Origin of the sequence: Roseburia sp. AF22-2LB (genome assembly GCF_003461125.1) — a bacterium.
GTDB classification, from domain to species: domain Bacteria; phylum Bacillota; class Clostridia; order Lachnospirales; family Lachnospiraceae; genus Roseburia_C; species Roseburia_C amylophila.
In genome coordinates, this window is record NZ_QTWM01000009.1 from 115,709 (window position 1) to 132,564 (window position 16,856).

General features: G+C 43.7%; 18 protein-coding genes. 2 read left to right on the top strand and 16 right to left on the bottom strand.

The window, feature by feature from the left end:
* Positions 1-166: 166 nt before the first annotated feature.
* Entirely contained in the window at positions 167-1,579 is a 1,413-nt protein-coding gene (locus DWX96_RS12515) for an aspartate ammonia-lyase (RefSeq protein ID WP_118057591.1), read from the bottom strand.
* Positions 1,580-1,918: 339 nt separating this feature from the next.
* Here DWX96_RS12515 and DWX96_RS12520 point away from each other — a divergent pair, with 339 nt between their 5' ends.
* Positions 1,919-2,365 carry an Lrp/AsnC family transcriptional regulator gene (locus tag DWX96_RS12520; protein ID WP_022242847.1) on the top strand — a complete coding sequence of 149 codons (447 nt, stop codon included), beginning with the start codon at positions 1,919-1,921 and terminating at the stop codon, positions 2,363-2,365.
* Here the strand turns inward: DWX96_RS12520 and DWX96_RS12525 are convergent.
* From DWX96_RS12525 to DWX96_RS12595, 15 genes are all read right to left on the bottom strand, one after another.
* Positions 2,328-4,799, bottom strand: a complete 2,472-nt coding sequence (locus DWX96_RS12525) for a cation-translocating P-type ATPase (RefSeq protein ID WP_242988797.1) — start codon at positions 4,797-4,799, stop codon at positions 2,328-2,330. The genes DWX96_RS12520 and DWX96_RS12525 overlap by 38 nt on opposite strands.
* Before the next feature lie 370 nt (positions 4,800-5,169).
* A complete protein-coding gene (gene atpC, locus DWX96_RS12530) occupies positions 5,170-5,577 on the bottom strand; it encodes an ATP synthase F1 subunit epsilon (protein WP_118057590.1) in 408 nt (135 codons plus the stop codon).
* Positions 5,578-5,588: 11 nt separating this feature from the next.
* Positions 5,589-6,980 carry a F0F1 ATP synthase subunit beta gene (atpD, locus tag DWX96_RS12535; protein WP_117841866.1) on the bottom strand — a complete coding sequence of 464 codons (1,392 nt, stop codon included), beginning with the start codon at positions 6,978-6,980 and terminating at the stop codon, positions 5,589-5,591.
* A 41-nt stretch (positions 6,981-7,021) separates the two neighbouring features.
* On the bottom strand, positions 7,022-7,876 hold the full coding sequence (gene atpG, locus DWX96_RS12540; protein WP_118057589.1) for an ATP synthase F1 subunit gamma: 855 nt from the start codon (positions 7,874-7,876) through the stop codon (positions 7,022-7,024).
* Positions 7,877-7,908: 32 nt separating this feature from the next.
* Entirely contained in the window at positions 7,909-9,414 is a 1,506-nt protein-coding gene (gene atpA, locus DWX96_RS12545) for a F0F1 ATP synthase subunit alpha (protein ID WP_118057588.1), read from the bottom strand.
* A complete protein-coding gene (gene atpH, locus DWX96_RS12550) occupies positions 9,411-9,977 on the bottom strand; it encodes an ATP synthase F1 subunit delta (RefSeq protein WP_118057587.1) in 567 nt (188 codons plus the stop codon). The genes atpA and atpH overlap by 4 nt, the downstream gene beginning before the upstream one ends.
* On the bottom strand, positions 9,965-10,480 hold the full coding sequence (atpF, locus tag DWX96_RS12555) for a F0F1 ATP synthase subunit B (protein WP_117698877.1): 516 nt from the start codon (positions 10,478-10,480) through the stop codon (positions 9,965-9,967). Before atpF ends, atpH begins: the two co-directional genes overlap by 13 nt.
* Positions 10,481-10,528: 48 nt before the next feature.
* On the bottom strand, positions 10,529-10,783 hold the full coding sequence (gene atpE / locus DWX96_RS12560) for an ATP synthase F0 subunit C (RefSeq protein ID WP_007890533.1): 255 nt from the start codon (positions 10,781-10,783) through the stop codon (positions 10,529-10,531).
* 25 nt (positions 10,784-10,808) lie between these two features.
* On the bottom strand, positions 10,809-11,495 hold the full coding sequence (atpB, locus tag DWX96_RS12565) for a F0F1 ATP synthase subunit A (RefSeq protein ID WP_117698891.1): 687 nt from the start codon (positions 11,493-11,495) through the stop codon (positions 10,809-10,811).
* Between the two features lie 79 nt (positions 11,496-11,574).
* Positions 11,575-11,982, bottom strand: a complete 408-nt coding sequence (locus DWX96_RS12570; RefSeq protein WP_118057586.1) for a hypothetical protein — start codon at positions 11,980-11,982, stop codon at positions 11,575-11,577.
* Positions 11,963-12,217: an AtpZ/AtpI family protein gene (locus DWX96_RS12575; RefSeq protein WP_022242837.1), complete on the bottom strand. Its 255-nt coding sequence runs from the start codon at positions 12,215-12,217 to the stop codon at positions 11,963-11,965. The genes DWX96_RS12570 and DWX96_RS12575 overlap by 20 nt, the downstream gene beginning before the upstream one ends.
* Positions 12,218-12,470: 253 nt before the next feature.
* Complete coding sequence (locus DWX96_RS12580; RefSeq protein ID WP_118057585.1) at positions 12,471-12,956, bottom strand: deoxycytidylate deaminase; 486 nt, start codon at positions 12,954-12,956, stop codon at positions 12,471-12,473.
* A 422-nt stretch (positions 12,957-13,378) separates the two neighbouring features.
* The gene (upp, locus tag DWX96_RS12585) at positions 13,379-14,008 is read right to left on the bottom strand and encodes a uracil phosphoribosyltransferase (protein WP_117698874.1); all 630 of its coding nucleotides are present in this window, start codon (positions 14,006-14,008) and stop codon (positions 13,379-13,381) included.
* Position 14,009: 1 nt separating this feature from the next.
* Entirely contained in the window at positions 14,010-14,468 is a 459-nt protein-coding gene (locus tag DWX96_RS12590; RefSeq protein WP_117698873.1) for an arsenate reductase/protein-tyrosine-phosphatase family protein, read from the bottom strand.
* A gap of 11 nt (positions 14,469-14,479) precedes the next feature.
* The gene (locus tag DWX96_RS12595; protein WP_117698872.1) at positions 14,480-15,529 is read right to left on the bottom strand and encodes an L-threonylcarbamoyladenylate synthase; all 1,050 of its coding nucleotides are present in this window, start codon (positions 15,527-15,529) and stop codon (positions 14,480-14,482) included.
* A gap of 172 nt (positions 15,530-15,701) precedes the next feature.
* Between DWX96_RS12595 and DWX96_RS12600 the strand changes: the two genes are divergently transcribed.
* Positions 15,702-16,742 (top strand): aldose epimerase family protein, encoded by a 1,041-nt coding sequence (locus DWX96_RS12600; RefSeq protein WP_118057584.1) that lies wholly within the window; start codon positions 15,702-15,704, stop codon positions 16,740-16,742.
* Positions 16,743-16,856 lie beyond the last annotated feature (114 nt).

The window sequence follows — 16,856 nt, forward strand, 5'->3', positions numbered from 1 at the left end:
TATCTTTGTGCGTTCCTAAAATTATTTCAGCACTCGTTAAATCTGCATGCAGGTATGAAATTTTTTCTTCTATTATTCCACCAGAAAAAAAGCAGCATCCGGTTTCGTGGAATAAGACTTTCGCTTTTCCGCAATCGTGACGCTGCTTCTGTTATTTTTATATTGGCTACATTGCTTTTCTCTGTTCAAAATGTACTTCTGTCATCATTTCCGGATTCAGCACATGCTCTAAATCCGTTTCACTCATCAGCTTCCGTTCCAAAACGATTTCTCTTACGCTCTTGTTCTCCCGGAGTGCTGTCTTTGCGATGTCGGCAGATTCCTTATATCCAAGATACGGGCAAAGTGCTGTGGAAATGCCAACACTCTTATCTACCAGACTGCGGCAGTGTGCCTCATTGGCTGTGATTCCATGTATACAATTCTTTGTCAGTGTCTCAACCGCTTCTTTTAAAGTGTCAATGGAATCAAAAAGGCTGTAAAATACCACCGGCTCAAAAGCATTCAGTTCCATCTGTCCTGCCTCTGCCGCCATGGTAATTGCTGTGTCATTTCCAATGACATGGAACGCTACCTGGCTTACCACTTCCGGAATAACCGGATTTACTTTGCCCGGCATAATAGAAGAACCATTCTGTCTTGCCGGAAGGTTAATTTCACCAAACCCGGTTCTTGGTCCGGAGGATAACAGTCTTAAATCGTTACACATTTTTGAAAGGTCTACGGCACATGCTTTCAGTGCACCGGATACCATCACGAATCCATCCAGATTCTCTGTAGCATCAAATAAATCCTCTGCCTGCTTCAGTGGATAACCGGTTATCTTTGCCAGTGTCGGCACCACGTTAGATAAATATGCCGGAGAAACATTGATGGCAGTTCCAATTGCGGTCCCCCCCAGATTTACAGTAAACATTTCACATCTTACTTCTTTCAGCCGCTCATAATCACGTTTTACCATGGTTGCATAGGCATGAAAGGTCTGTCCGAGGCGCATCGGCACTGCATCCTGAAGCTGCGTTCTTCCCATTTTTAAGATTCCATCAAATTCTGCTGCTTTAATCCGAAGCTCCCTCTCCAGTTCATCCAGTTCTGCCAGCAACGGTTTTAACAGTTCCAGCACCGTAAGTTTTCCGGCTGTTGGAATCACATCATTGGTGGACTGGGACATATTCACATGGTCATTCGGGTGAATCCGGCTATAATCACCTTTTCTTCCTCCCATCCATTCATTGGCACGGTTTGCCAGCACCTCGTTCATGTTCATATTGGCACTGGTTCCGGCGCCACCCTGAATAGCATCTACAATAAATTCATCGGCAAAACATCCACGAATCACTTCATCACAGGCTCTTATAATTGCTTCTGCCTTATCTGCCGGAAGAGCCAGCGCATTCCGATTACTCTGTGCCGCTGCCTTCTTTACTTTTGCAAGGTTGCGGATAAATGCAGGATGCAGACGCTGTCCTGTAATCGGAAAATTCTGTTTTGCCCGCAAAGCCTGTACGCCATAATAAGCCTCCTTTGGCACTTCCATTGTTCCAATTGAATCGGATTCCATACGCATTTCTTCTGTCATGATGTTTCCCTCTCTCTTTCTTATTTTTTTAACCCTACTTAGTAACGCAAATAGCGTCAAGACAGTCTTATCCTGTCCTGACGCCATTGTCACAAGGGTTTGTTTTCAATTTTTATTTTTTGTTTTTTGGTTCTGTCCAAGACTAGCACTCTTTGACCAGAAGGTAAATAGTTTTAAGTCAAAACATGCTTTATATTTGTTTTTAGTGTAGTTTTGATTAATTATTTTAATATTGTTTGTTGTTTTTTTTATTTTCTTAAGTGTCTGTCTTTTCAGAGAAATACTTTTGTGCTACAATGAGTGAAAGCAAAACGCTGTATGAGAACGAAAGGAGCCTCTATGGAAAAAGAATTAGACAACATTGACAAAAGCATCATCCGAATCTTACAGGAAAATGCCCGCACTCCGGTCAAGGATATTGCAAAGGAAGTCTTTTTATCTTCCCCTGCGGTTTCTGCCCGGATTGAGCGGTTGGAAAAACGAGGGATTTTAACCGGCTATCATGCCACTGTAAATCCCATGCTCTTTGGCTATCACATTAAGGCTTTCATTAATCTTGAGGTGGAACCCGCACAAAAAAAGGAATTCTACCCTTTCATCGATAGAATTCCCAATGTGATTGAATGTAATTGTGTCACCGGTGATTATGCCATGCTGGTGGAAGTCATGTTTCAGACTACCATCCAGCTTGACCACTTCATCAACGAACTGCAGCATTTCGGACGAACCAAAACACTAATTGTATTCTCTACTTCTGTGGAGCACCGCGATGTGCCCGTGAACTGATGAATTTTGCAATTCCTTCCACCCCGATTGTCAGGTAACGGAACAGTGACTCTGCAGCAAAAGCAAATACAATCATCAGAAGAATACTAATCTTAGACATCTGGCTCATGGCAAATAACTGGTTTAAGCAGATGCCGCAGAAAAGCAGCCCGGCGATATTAAAAATTAAAATTCCATATTTAAACTTATTCATCGGATGGCTGATTTTAATCAGAATCATAAATCCTACAACACATAAAAGCATGGTGGATGCGGTTGCCACATCGGAGGCAGGTATAGAAAATACTTCTCCGCAGACTACCAGCGAACCAACGATTAATACATCGGTCAGTCCTGCCGGAAATGCTTTTAATAATACTTTCCGTAAAAACCGCCCTTCAATACGGTTGCGGTTTGGCTCCAATGCCAGTAAGAATCCCGGTGCCCCAATGGTAAACATACTGATGAGGGAAATCTGTGCCGGCTCTAACGGATAAGTAATTGTCGATACCACTGCAAAGATTGCCATTAACAGTGAGAATATATTTTTTACCAGAAACAGGCTGGCAGAACGCTGCACATTGTTTACTACCTGCCGTCCTTCTGATACCACATCCGGCATATGGGCAAAATCGGAATCTAAAAGAACTACCTGCGCCGCCTGTGCTGCTGCTTCACTTCCAGACGCCATTGCCACGCTGCAATCCGCATCCTTCATTGCCAGAATATCGTTAACTCCATCGCCGGTCATTGCTACGGTATGTCCCGCATCCTGCAATGCATGTACCAGCTTCTGCTTCTGTTTCGGAGTTACCCGTCCAAATACGGTATAGCGGTCTGCCGCATCATAAATTTTCTCATCGGTATCCAGTGTGCCTGCATCCACATATTTCTCCGCATGCTCGATTCCGGCACATCGTGCCACTTCGGATACGGTCTCCGGGTTATCACCGGAAATTACTTTCACTGCTACACCCTGAGTCTTAAAATAACCAAAGGTCTTCTTCGCATTTTCACGAATTGGATTGGAAAGAATCACATAACCCAGCGGCTCCGGTTTTTCGGTCAGGGTTCCCTTGATATCACTGCCCGAATATTTTGCCAGCAAAAGCACACGATAACCTTTTTTCGTATATTCCCTGATCTCATCTGCAATTTCTTCAAAGGCATTTCCCATGACAAATTCCGGTGCACCCAGAAGATATTTTCCATCCTCAAATACAACACCACTGTATTTTGTCGCAGAAGTAAACGGCATAACCTCCAGTGCTTTCCGCCGGGCAGTCACAAAGTTCTGTGTCTCCGGAGTTTCATCTATATTACCATTTCTATCGATATCTGTATCTTTATCTTTATCTATATCCTTATCTTTGCCCTTCCGCTCCAGATGATCACGAATTGCTTCCATAGTAGCATTATTATCCGGCACTGCTGACGCATAATCCCGAAGCAGAGACTGAAGAAATGTATTTTCCGCATCCTTCGCCGGAACAATTTTTGCCACTTCCATACCGGCTTCCGTTATGGTTCCGGTTTTATCGACACAGAGCACATCAACTCTTGCCAGTGCTTCGATACTCTTCATGTCATGGAGCAGTACATGCCGCTTTGCCAACCGCATGGTTCCAAGTGCCAGGGCTATGGTTGTCAGAAGATACAAGCCCTCCGGTATCATTCCGATAATTGCTGCCACCATGGAAACGATGCTCTTCTGGAAAGTCTCTCCATTTACGATATAGCCCTGCCAGAATAAAATGATTCCAATCGGAATAATCACAATACCAATCCATTTTACCAACTGGTTAATAGAGCGAATCATCTCGGACTGTTCTTCATTTCCCATCGCTTTTGCTTCTGCAGTCAGCCTGGAAATGTAAGAATGCTTTCCTACCTTCTCCAGTCTCGCATAACATTCTCCGGATACCACAAAGCTTCCGGACATCAGCCTGCTTCCCGGTGTTTTCTCAATTTCATCGGCTTCTCCGGTCAGCAATGATTCATTTACCTGAATCGTACCTTCCAGAACAACGGCGTCTGCACAAATCTGGGTTCCTGCAGTCAGTAAAATGACATCATCCTTCACCAGCTGCTCCGATAAAATTTTCTTCTGCTCTCCATCCCGGATAACAATGGCATGGGGTGCATTCAGAAGACTCATCTTATCTAAGACTTTCTTCGCCCGCAATTCCTGAATAATTCCAATCAGCGTATTTCCGATGATGATTGGCAGGAAAGTCAGGTTCCGGAAAGAACCGACCACACAAAGCAGAATCGTAATGACCAAGAAAATAAAGTTAAAGTATGTAAATACATTGGACTTTACGATTTCCTTTGTGCTCTTCTCCGTGCTGATGTCTGTTTTATTTACAAATCCTTCTATAAAGCGTTCTTCTACTTCTTCCTTTGATAATCCCCGCAGGATACGTTTTTCTTCCGGCATTCTGTTTTCACTCATAAACTGTTTCTTCATCCTTTTCATTCTGTTTGAAATTCATTATATAGCTTTCCCCTATGGTATGGTATAAATATTTTCTTAAATTATTATAAACTATGTAGAAGCCTTTCTTAAAACATATCCCCTTTTTCACTCTACTAGAAAACAGTTTCTTGTAAAGGAAACAAAGAATGTGCCTCGGCACATTCTCGCGCCTGCGGCGGTCGCTTGCGACATCTACCTTATACGCCGCAGTGTGCATCCTCGCGGAGCGTTTTTTACTTTACAGGAAAGTAATTTCCTGTAAAGTAAAAAATACCCTCTCTGCCGGTTTCTACGGTAAAGAGGGTATCTTCCTTACATCATATTTTATCTTTTGTATACACCGTTTTTAGTGTTTCACTTCAATTCGCACCAGCGCCTTACGCAATGCAAATTCCGCACGAAGCATATCTGTATCTGCAGCCTTAGCTGCAATACGGGCTTCGGCACGCTCTTTTGCTGCCTCGGCACGCTTCTCATCGATTTCATCCGGCCACTCGGCAATCTCTGCCAGCAGTGTTACCTTATCGCCCAAAATCTCTGCAAAGCCTGCATGAACCGCAGCTTCTTTTACATCTTCGCCATTGGTAATGGTCACAACACCGGGAGCAAGCACCGTTGTCAGCGGAATGTGGTCCGGATAGACACCGATTTCTCCTTCTGTTGTATTGAATTCTATCATGGTTGCTTCCCCGATATAAAAGATTCTCTCCGGGGTAATGATTTCTACCTCAAATGCTTTCTTCTCGTCTGCCATGGCTTCACCCCTTACTTCATACGGGCACGTACTTCGTCAATACTTCCGGCATTCAGGAAATAGCTCTCCGGTACATCATCATGCTTTCCTTCTAAGATTTCACGGAAGCCGCGGATGGTCTCGGCCACCGGTACATATTTTCCATCAAGACCGGTAAACTGGGTTGCTACGAAGAATGGCTGTGACAAGAAACGCTGTACTTTTCTTGCACGGCTTACTACCAGCTTGTCCTCTTCTGACAGCTCATCCATACCAAGGATTGCAATAATATCCTGTAATTCTTTATATTTCTGAAGAATCTCCTGTACTCCACGGGCTACCTCAAAATGCTCCTGCCCTACAATACGAGGGTCAAGGATTCTGGATGTAGAACCAAGTGGGTCTACTGCCGGATAAATACCAAGCTCTACGATAGAACGATCCAGTACAGTAGTGGCATCCAGATGGGCAAATGTAGTTGCCGGAGCCGGATCAGTAAGGTCATCCGCCGGTACATAGACTGCCTGAACAGATGTAATGGAACCATTCTTGGTAGAAGTGATACGCTCCTGCAATGCACCCATCTCAGTCTGTAAGGTCGGCTGGTATCCTACTGCGGAAGGCATACGTCCTAACAGTGCGGACACCTCAGAACCTGCCTGTGTGAAACGGAAAATGTTATCAATGAATAACAGTACATCCTTTCCACCTTTATCACGGAAATACTCCGCCATGGTAAGTCCGGTAAGACCTACACGCATACGTGCTCCAGGCGGCTCGTTCATCTGACCGAATACCATGGTGGTCTTATCAATAACTCCGGATTCCTTCATTTCATAATAAAGGTCATTTCCCTCACGGGTACGCTCACCTACACCGGTAAATACGGAATATCCACCATGCTCGGTTGCGATATTATGAATCAATTCCTGAATCAATACGGTTTTTCCTACTCCTGCGCCACCAAAAAGTCCGATTTTTCCACCCTTCTGGTACGGGCAGAGAAGATCAACAACCTTGATTCCTGTCTCTAACATTTCTGTAGAAGTTGCCTGTTCATCAAAGCTTGGGGCTTTCCGGTGAATCGGCATATATTCCACATCCTGTGGTGGAGCCTCATTATCAATTGGCTCGCCTAATACGTTAAACATTCTGCCTAAGGTATGCTCGCCGACCGGCACGGAAATCGGTGCACCGGTTGCCTCTGCATCCATACCACGGATTAAGCCGTCGGTAGGTCCCATGGCAATACAACGTACGACATCATCTCCTAAATGCTGTGATACCTCTACTACCAGAACTTCACCATCTTTTCTGGTAATACGGATTGCTTCGTTAATTGCCGGAAGCTTTCCTTCGGTAAATTTAATATCCAATACAGCACCTATTATCTGAGTGATTTTTCCAATATTTGTTTCTGCCATCTTTTTCTATCACTCCTTATTCTCTATTCTTATAGATATGATTAAGAAATTGCCGATGCTCCGGCTATAATCTCTGTCAGCTCCTGTGTAATGGAACCCTGACGGGCACGGTTATACTTCAGTGACAGGTCACTGATCATATCCTCTGCATTGCTGGTTGCAGAATCCATTGCCTGCATTCTTGCACCATTTTCACTGGCTACTGCTTCTACCAGTGCTCCATAAAGAAGGCTCGTTACATACTTTGGTATGATTAAATTAAGCGCCTCCTCCTGGTTTGGTTCATAATTCATCAGCACATTATCTTCTTCCTGCTTCGGCATATCTTCGATATCCACCGGAAGAAGCTTGATTAATTTCGGCTCATGTACCACCGTATTCTTAAAATGTGTATAAGCAAGGTAAATTTCGCCAACCTCACCTTTTTCATAGGCTGCCAGCACTTCCTTTGCTAATGCGGACGCCTCATCATAAGCCGGTGTCTCTATCAGCTCCGGAAGTTCCTTTACAATGGAATATCCCTTATGTTCTAAGGACTCTCTTCCCTTATTACCAACTGCATAAATGGAAAGCCTGTCCTTTGGAAGGTCACTCTCTGTAATCAGCTTTACAACATTCGCATTATAGCCTCCTGCCAGTCCACGGTTCGAGGTAATTACAATCACTGCCTTCTGCCCGGAATCTTTACCGGTAAGGTACGGATGATTGATGGAACCGCTCTTTGCCAGCATGGAAGTTACGGTCTGATACATATAATTAAAATACGGATTTGCCTGTTCTGCATGTCCCTTCGCCTTCTGCAGTTTTACGGTAGAAACAAGCTTCATGGCCTTTGTAATCTGCTGTGTGCTGGAAATACTGCTTTTGCGCCGCTTTATATCACGCATGGACGCCATAGTCTCTCACCGCCTTTTACCATATTACATGCCTATTTGAATTCTTTCTTACATGCTTCAATTGCTGTAATTAATTTCTGCTCTGTTTCTTCGTCTAACTGCTTTGTTTCACGAATGGATTCGAAAATCTCCGGATACTTGGTATCAATGAGCTCTAATAATGCTTTTTCAAATGCCAGAATTTCATCCACCGGAATATCCAGTAAATATTTCTTGGTTGCAGCATAGATAATTGCTACCTGTTTTTCCACCGGCATCGGCTGATACTGTGGCTGTTTCAACATTTCACGGATTCTTTCACCCTGTGCTAATTTCTCTTTGGTATCAGCATCCAGTTCGGAACCAAACTGTGCAAATGCTGCCAGCTCACGATACTGTGCCAGCTCTACTCGGATTGGTGCTGCAATTTTCTTGATTGCCTTAATCTGCGCAGCTCCACCAACCCGGGATACGGAAAGTCCTGCATTGATTGCCGGACGGAAACCTGCATTAAACATATCTGTTTCCAGATAAATCTGACCGTCTGTAATGGAAATTACGTTGGTCGGAATGTATGCGGATACATCTCCTGCCTGTGTCTCGATAATCGGCAGCGCGGTCAGGGAACCTCCACCCAAAGCATCGGAAAGTCTTGCTGCGCGCTCTAATAATCTGGAATGCAGATAGAATACGTCTCCCGGATAAGCCTCACGTCCTGGTGGTCTCTTAAGCAGTAAGGAAAGGGTACGGTATGCAGCGGCATGCTTGCTCAAATCGTCATAAACGATTAATACATCTTCTCCGTTCTCCATCCACTCTTCACCTATTGCACAGCCTGCATACGGTGCAATATACTGTAATGGTGCCAGCTCACTTGCTGTTGATACAACAACTGTAGTATAGCTTAATGCACCGAATTCTTCTAATGTTTTTACCAGGGATGCTACGGTAGATGCTTTCTGACCGATGGCAACGTAAATACATTTTACGCCCTGTCCCTTCTGGTTAATGATGGTATCAATCGCAATTGCTGTTTTACCGGTCTGCTTATCTCCGATGATAAGCTCACGCTGTCCACGTCCAATCGGCACCATGGAATCAATTGCCTTAATACCGGTCTGTAATGGTGTATCTACAGATTTTCTGGAAATAACACCGGATGCCACACGTTCAATCTGGCGGTATTTCTCCGTCTCAATCGGTCCTTTTCCATCAATCGGCTGACCCAGCGCATTTACTACTCGTCCCAGTAATGCATCTCCGACCGGAACCTCTACTACACGTCCGGTGGTCTTTACGGTATCACCTTCGTTGATGGAACGCTTATCTCCTAACAGAACCGCACCTACATTATCTTCCTCTAAGTTCAGCACCATTCCATATACTTCGCCCGGGAATTCCAAAAGTTCTCCCTGCATTGCATTTTCAAGGCCATGAATTCGTGCAATTCCATCTGCCACCTGAATGACAGTTCCTACGTCTGCCACTTCCAACTGGGATGCATACCGCTCGATCTGCTCTTTGATAACGGAACTGATTTCTTCTGGTTTCAATTTCATGAAGCGGTTTCACCTACTTTCAACTGTATTTTGGATAATTCACTGGTTAGCTTCTGCAGCCTGGTTTTGATACTGCTGTCCACTACCCTGTCTTTTATGCGGATGACCATTCCTCCAATGAGTGATGCATCCACCTCATAATTCATTTCAATTTCTACATAATGTGTGGTTTCTAATAGTTTCTTTACGATTTCGTCTTTCTGCTGCATTGACAGCTCCATCGCAGAAATGACATATGCCGTTCCGATATTTTTATATTCTTTTACGGAATCCACAAAGCATGCAAATACGCTTTCCATATCTTTAAAGTGGTCTTTTTCTATCAGCTGGCACATCAATCCCACGATCTCGTCCGCGGTCTTTCCCTTGAATATGTTTTCAATGATCTGAATCTTCTCTTCTTTTACAATCTGTGGATGATTCATCAATTTTGCCAGTTCCTCATTCTCATGGAGAATCTCAAGAAGTGCTTTCGCATCTTCTAACCATGCATCTTCACATCCCTTTTCCACGGCGAGTTCAAACAATGCATCTGCGTATGTTTTGGAAACTAATTTTGCCATGTTGTATCACCCATCTCTTTCAAGGTTTCTTCCACGAGGGCATCCTGTATTGTTGTATCAATGGATGCGGCTACCACTTTGCCTGCCATCATAGATGCAATTTCTATCATTTCCTGTTTCATCTCATCCATCACGCGTTTTTTCTCCAGTTCTGCCTCTTCATTGGCACGCCGGATAATCCGCGCAGCCTCTTCCTTTGCCTCGCCAATGATGCGGTTCTCATTGCGCAGGGCTTTGGTTCTGGCTTCACTTAAGATAACCTCCGCCTCTTTATCGACGTTCTTAAGCTTCTCTTCATACTGCTGTCTTAATTCTGCTGCTTCTGCCTGGTCGCTTGCCGCAGATTCCAGTTCCGTCTTTATCTTCTCCTGACGTCCCTTTAACATCTTACGAACCGGCTCGAAAAGGTTATAAGACATTACGGTAAACAATACGAAAACGGATATCGCCATAAGGATGGTATCATGCAATAACTGAAAATCAAGATTAAATAATCTGGTCATTTTCTTCCTGCTGTGCCTCCTTTCTTTTCGTAATCATTCCTTCGCACTTTATACCAGTGGTTTTACGAAAAGCAGAAGCATTGCAATCAACAGACCATAAAGACCGGTAGTCTCTGCTACTGCCTGTCCAAGAAGCATGGTTGACATAATATCTCCCTTTGCTCCCGGGTTACGGCCTACAGCTGCTGCTGCGTGTCCTGCTGCAATACCCTGTCCAATACCAGGTCCGATACCTGCGATAACTGCAAGTCCTGCACCAATTGCTGAGCATGCTAAAATTAAATCCTGTCCTGTAATGTTCATAATTATAAATCCTCCTTATACTGTTCTATTCTGTTTCCATCTGCTGGTTCACATATGTCATAGTCAACATACAGAATACATACGTCTGAATTGCTCCTGAGAACAAATCAAAGTACACATGAAGCGCTGCCGGCCAGACAATTGCAATCTTGGACAACAGTCCATAGACCAATGCCATCATTACGGTTCCTGATAATACGTTTGCAAACAAACGAAGTGACAGGGAAATCGGCACGGCAATCTCGCTGATGATATTGATTGGCAGCCACAGTGGCAGCCATGGTGGTAACGGCGAACACATATCTTCCCAGATTTTCTTTGGTTTCTGGTACTTTATCTGGCAGATATGGATAAGCGAAAAGGTGATAAGTCCCAACGCCAGTGTCGTTCCATAATCTGCGGTAGGCGGTCTTAGCCCGAATAATCCAGATATATTACTCATGAGAATAAAGATAAAAATGGTGCTGATGTAATTCACCAGCTTCGGTGCATTTTTCCCCATGACACCGTCAACCACGCCATCTAATTTTTCCACCATAAGTTCTACTACGTTCTGGAATCCGCCCGGTACCTCCGTTGCCGCTTTCATCTTGTGTTTTACAATAAACGAAAAGGCAATCAGTATCAGCATAATTATCAGAATACATACATGAGAAGTCGTAATCCATACCTCATGTCCGAAAATCTTATAGGAAAACAGTCCATGAATCATAAAATCTATATCCTGGGCACCCGCTGCTAAAATTCCGTTATCCACGCTTTCACCTCCTTATATTATATTTTTCTTCACCCTAAGAAGATTCATCACCTCTCCCTAAAAGTTTTAAAATTACTTTATGTGTAAAGGGTTGAACGTAAGCTCCAACCTTCAATCCCATTACTCCCACAAATGCTACCATCACATTGCCTATTTCAAAGTATGCCGTAGCAAAAAAAACTGCTACAACTACGAGATACCGCAGCACATACTGCAATGCGATCCGTCTTGTCCTTCCGGATTCTGCCATATCCATGCTGTCCCGCAGAACCACTGCCATATGGACTGCCATTCCGATTGCGGTTGCTGCTCCAATCAGAAGGCCGATGGAATATCCCAATTTGTCCTTTACAAACCAGATACCGGTAAATTCCACCACAATTTCGTATATAAGGATTCCCAGAATCAATTCCGGTAATGCATCATTTATCCTTTTTAACATCTGATTTAACCTTTCCCGTGTCTTTTTTCTGCCAAAGCCTCTGTGCCATCCGGTAGCAATTCTGGAATCCCGCTGCCGCCCCAAGGAAAAACAGCAGAATCACCAGCCACGGATGCCCGTATCTTCGGTAAATAAAAACCCCGAGTCCAACACATAAAAAAATAGGAACTATCATGTTGATACCGAACTGCATGATTAAAATCAATGAATCATACACTTTATTTCTGTTCTTCATGAATAGCTCCTTCCCTTACATTTTCGTGAAACGCTCTGCAAAACGTGCCAGCATGATGACTCGCTTACGCTCATTATATCATTTTTGAGGAAATTGTCTATAAAGATTTTATGAAAAATGTCTATAAATCAGCTTTACGATTTTACAATTTTACATATTTTTAACAAATATTACCAGAACATTTTTCCCTTACCTTCGTCATTTGTTCAATTGGTTGTAAACCTCTGCAATTGATTGTTTTCTCGCCTGTCCATTACAAGGTAATGTTTATTTCCCGGTTGGTGTGGGTGTACTGATAGTAGCGCACGCCTGCCGCATCTAACATCCGTTTGGAAGCAATAACTGCCGGAGTATTCTGGTATTTGTCGCTGTCATATACGATGGTCTTGATTCCAGCCTGAATGATTGCCTTGGCACACTCATTACAAGGGAACAGTGACACATACATTTTCGCTCCCTCTAAAGAACCACCCCGGTAATTTAAGATGGCGTTCAGTTCGCTATGTGTCGTATAAAAGTATTTATTCTCAAGCGGTGCTCCTTCTCTTACCCAGGGAAAGTCATCATCGGAACAGCCCTTCGGCAGTCCATTGTATCCCATGGAAAGAATCTTGTTATCCTCGCTGACAATGCAAGCTCCCACCTGTGTATTCGGGTCCTTGGAGCGCATTCCGGATAACATTGCCACGCCCATAAAATATTCATCCCAACTAATGTAGTCTTCCCGTTTCTGGCTCATTTTATTTCCTCCTTGCTGCGTTTTTTCTGTTGCTATTTTACCATATTTTTTTATGGTTTTATACGGTTTCTGTGAGATTTTTACGGAAATGACACAGTTCTTAGATGAATAAAGTACTTGCCGGGGCGAAGCCCGCTTCCTTCACTTGGGATACATGATAAAGGCTGTTAGGGGCACTTGGAATTTCGCCTGTTTCTAGGCAACACCGGCACAGGGATGTGCCGGTGAGGTGCAGATGAACATGGATGTGAATTTGCACCGGTTGCCGGAATAGACTGTATCTTTTTCGAAATTCTTAGTGTCCCTTGCAGGCTTTATGCCGTATTCAAAGTGAAGGATGTGGACTGCGCCAGACAGTAATGTAAAAAAGGTTCTCAAGCCTTTCAACTTAAGAACCCTTCACATTTCATATATCTTCGAACTTATTTTGTTCCGAATATTCTGTCTCCTGCATCACCAAGTCCTGGTACAATATAGCAGTGCTCATTCAATTTCTCATCTAATGCTCCGATATAAATGTCTACGTCCGGATGTGCTTCCTGCATTGCCTTTACGCCCTCTGGCGCTGCAATGATACACATAAAGCGGATGTTCTTTACACCTCTGTCTTTTAACATCTGGATGGCTGCTATAGAAGAACCACCGGTTGCCAGCATCGGATCTACAACAAATACTTCACGCTCATCGCAATCCTCCGGAAGCTTGCAGTAATATTCTACCGGTTTTAATGTCTGTGGGTCACGGTAAAGTCCGATGTGTCCGACTTTTGCTGCAGGAATCATTGCAAGCATTCCGTCTACCATTCCAAGACCTGCACGCAAGATTGGTATCACTGCCAGTTTCTTTCCTTTTAACTCTTTTACAGTTGTCCTGCAGATTGGAGTCTCGATTTCGATATCGGTAAGTTTCAAATCCCTGGTTGCCTCGTAGCACATTAACATAGCGATTTCGCTGATTAATGTACGGAACTCCTTAGAACCCGTTTCTTTTCTTCTTATCCAGCCGATTTTATGCTGAATCAGTGGATGATCCATTACAAATACTTTTGACATATCATTCTCCTTCGTTTAATAATTTCACTAATTTTTTTATACTCTTATTCATGGTCTCAAAGCAAAGCCCGTATGACTGAAGTGTGCCGCCGTAAGGATCTAAGATTTCCAGTTCATCCCCTACTAACTCCGTCAGTACCTGGACATTTTCTTCCTTCGCCTCCGGAAACATTTCCAATAATTTCTGTCTCTGCTGTGCTTCCATTGTAAGCACCAATGTATCTTCGCCAAAATCCCCTGCTGTAATCTGGCTTGACATAAAACCTTCCATGTTAATGCCATTGCTTATCATAACAGCTTCTGCCTTCTGATTCAGTGGTTCCGGGAATAATACCACAAGACCTCTCACCAGCACTTCTACCGGATGATTCAGGGAATATTCCCGAAAAATACCGGCCGCCATGGGTGCCCTGCATGTTCCGCTTTCTGCCACGAATACAATGCGATTGTATGGCTTCATAAAAACCTCCTCTAAACTGTAATCACCTGATGTCCTGCAGCCTTCAGCAGACGATTCATAATTGCCTGCCCAATACGCGGAGTTGCAAAACTCTCAGAGTAAATAATATCTACTTCTTTCTCATCAAAGTCCCGCAACAGTTTATACAAATGCTTTGCAATTGCATCCTCATCACTGCGTGCACCAATACTTACCACTTCGCCTTCCGGATAACGGTCTATCGTTTCGTCTGTTCCGATGATTCCTACCTTCTTCCCCAGTAGAACCGCTTCCTTTGTCAAAGCATTAATCTTTGCTACTACCTTCTCTTCTTCTCCGTCTACCAGAATCAAATCTGCTTTCGGTGCATAATGCTTATATTTCATTCCCGGTGCTTTCGGCTTCTGCAGCGAATCCGAAGCAATAATTCCAGGATCCATTTTCACTTCCCCGATTACCTTTTCTAACATTTTCGGTGTAATATAGCCCGGTCTTAAAATCATTGGTATGTCTTCTGTCAGATCAACAATCGTGGATTCAATTCCAATTCCCACAGGACCCCCATCCAGTATCATCGGAATTCTGCCATCCATATCAAATGCTACATGCTCTGCCAGAGTCGGACTCGGTTTACCGGATGTATTGGCACTCGGTGCCGCAATATATCCACCGCTTCTCCTGATCAGTTCCAGTGCAACCGGGTGATTTGGCATGCGGACTGCCACCGTATCCATCCCCCCTGTAGTTTCATATGGAACCTTATCATTCTTGCGCACAATCATGGTCAGCGGGCCCGGCCAGAATGCATCTGCAAGTTTCTTTGCTTCTTCCGGCATCTCCTGTGCGATTTTCTCCATGTCTGAAAATTCTGCCACATGGACAATCAAAGGATTATCAGATGGTCTTCCCTTTGCCGCATAAATTTTCTTCGATGCCTCTGCACTCAGTGCATCTGCGCCCAGTCCATATACCGTCTCAGTTGGAAATGCCACCAGCCCTCCATCCCGGATAATTGCGGCTGCACGTTCCAGTGCTTCTGTATCCATATTATTCTGATCTATTTTTATCACTTCTGTTTTCATAACGCCTATTATATCACGTTCCCTTTATGTGTTCAAGAACTGGAATTGTTTTCAAAATCCATTTCCATCGAAAATCGAAAACACCCGAAAACCGCACTTCCTACTTGCTATGTAGCCCTAAGTGTGGCATAATCAGTATGTTCACTAGAATATTATGGAAAGGAGTTTCCAGATGAAAATTACAAAAAGCGAATTTGGCATGACCAAAGATAATCAGCCGATTTCCCTTTATACTATTGAAAATGCATCCGGTGCTTCCGTTACACTTTCGGATTATGGATGTCGTATTATTAAGATTATGGTTCCGAATAAAGAGGGAAAACTGACCGATGTAATTTTAGGCTTAATGAATGCCGATGAGTATCTTGCTGATGATGCCAGCCTGGGAGCTGTTGTCGGTCGATGCGCCAACCGTATCGCCAAAGGGCACTTTACCTTAAATGATAAAGAATACAATCTTGCCATTAATAATGGGCCAAACCACCTGCATGGTGGTCCTACGGGATTTGGTCAGCGTGTATGGACCGGAAAAATTACAGATGATAAAGTTACTTTTACCCGCATTTCTCCGGATGGAGAAGAAGGTTATCCGGGTAACCTTACAGTTTCCGTTACCTACGGATGGTCTGAAGACAATGAATTATCTATTGTTTACGATGCAGCCTGTGATCAGGATACTGTATTCTCTGTTACCAGCCATGGTTATTTCAATCTGAATGGGGAAGGAAACGGTACCGTATTAGATCAGGAATTACGCATTGATGCAGATGCGATTACAGAACTGGATGACACACAGTGTCCTACCGGTGCATTTCTCTCTGTGGAGGGAAGCCCATTTGATTTCCGTGAGATGAAGAAAATCGGTGACGGCATTCACTGTGACAATGCCCAGTTAAAATTAGGTGGTACTTACGACCATAACTTTGTAATCAACGGGGATGGCTTAAGAGAGGCGGCTGTTTTACAGTCTAAGGAAAGCGGCATACGGATGACCTGCTTTACCGACCAGCCGGGTGTACAGCTCTATGTCCCTTGTTATACCCTTCATCAGAAAGGAATTGATGGCAAAGATTATCCACCATATTCCGCAGTATGTTTAGAGACACAGCATTATCCAAATGCAATTAATATCGAACATTTCCCTTCTGTTGTTTTAAAAGCAGGCGAGAATTTCCGTTCCAAGACACTCTATCATTTTTCTGTGATGGGCTAAACCCGAAAAAAATATAAGAAAGCAAAAGATTCCAGACCATTATGGCTGGAATCTTTTTTGTAGGGTTATAGGACAAAACGTGTTGATGGCTAATCCCATTCTGTAAAAGATTTA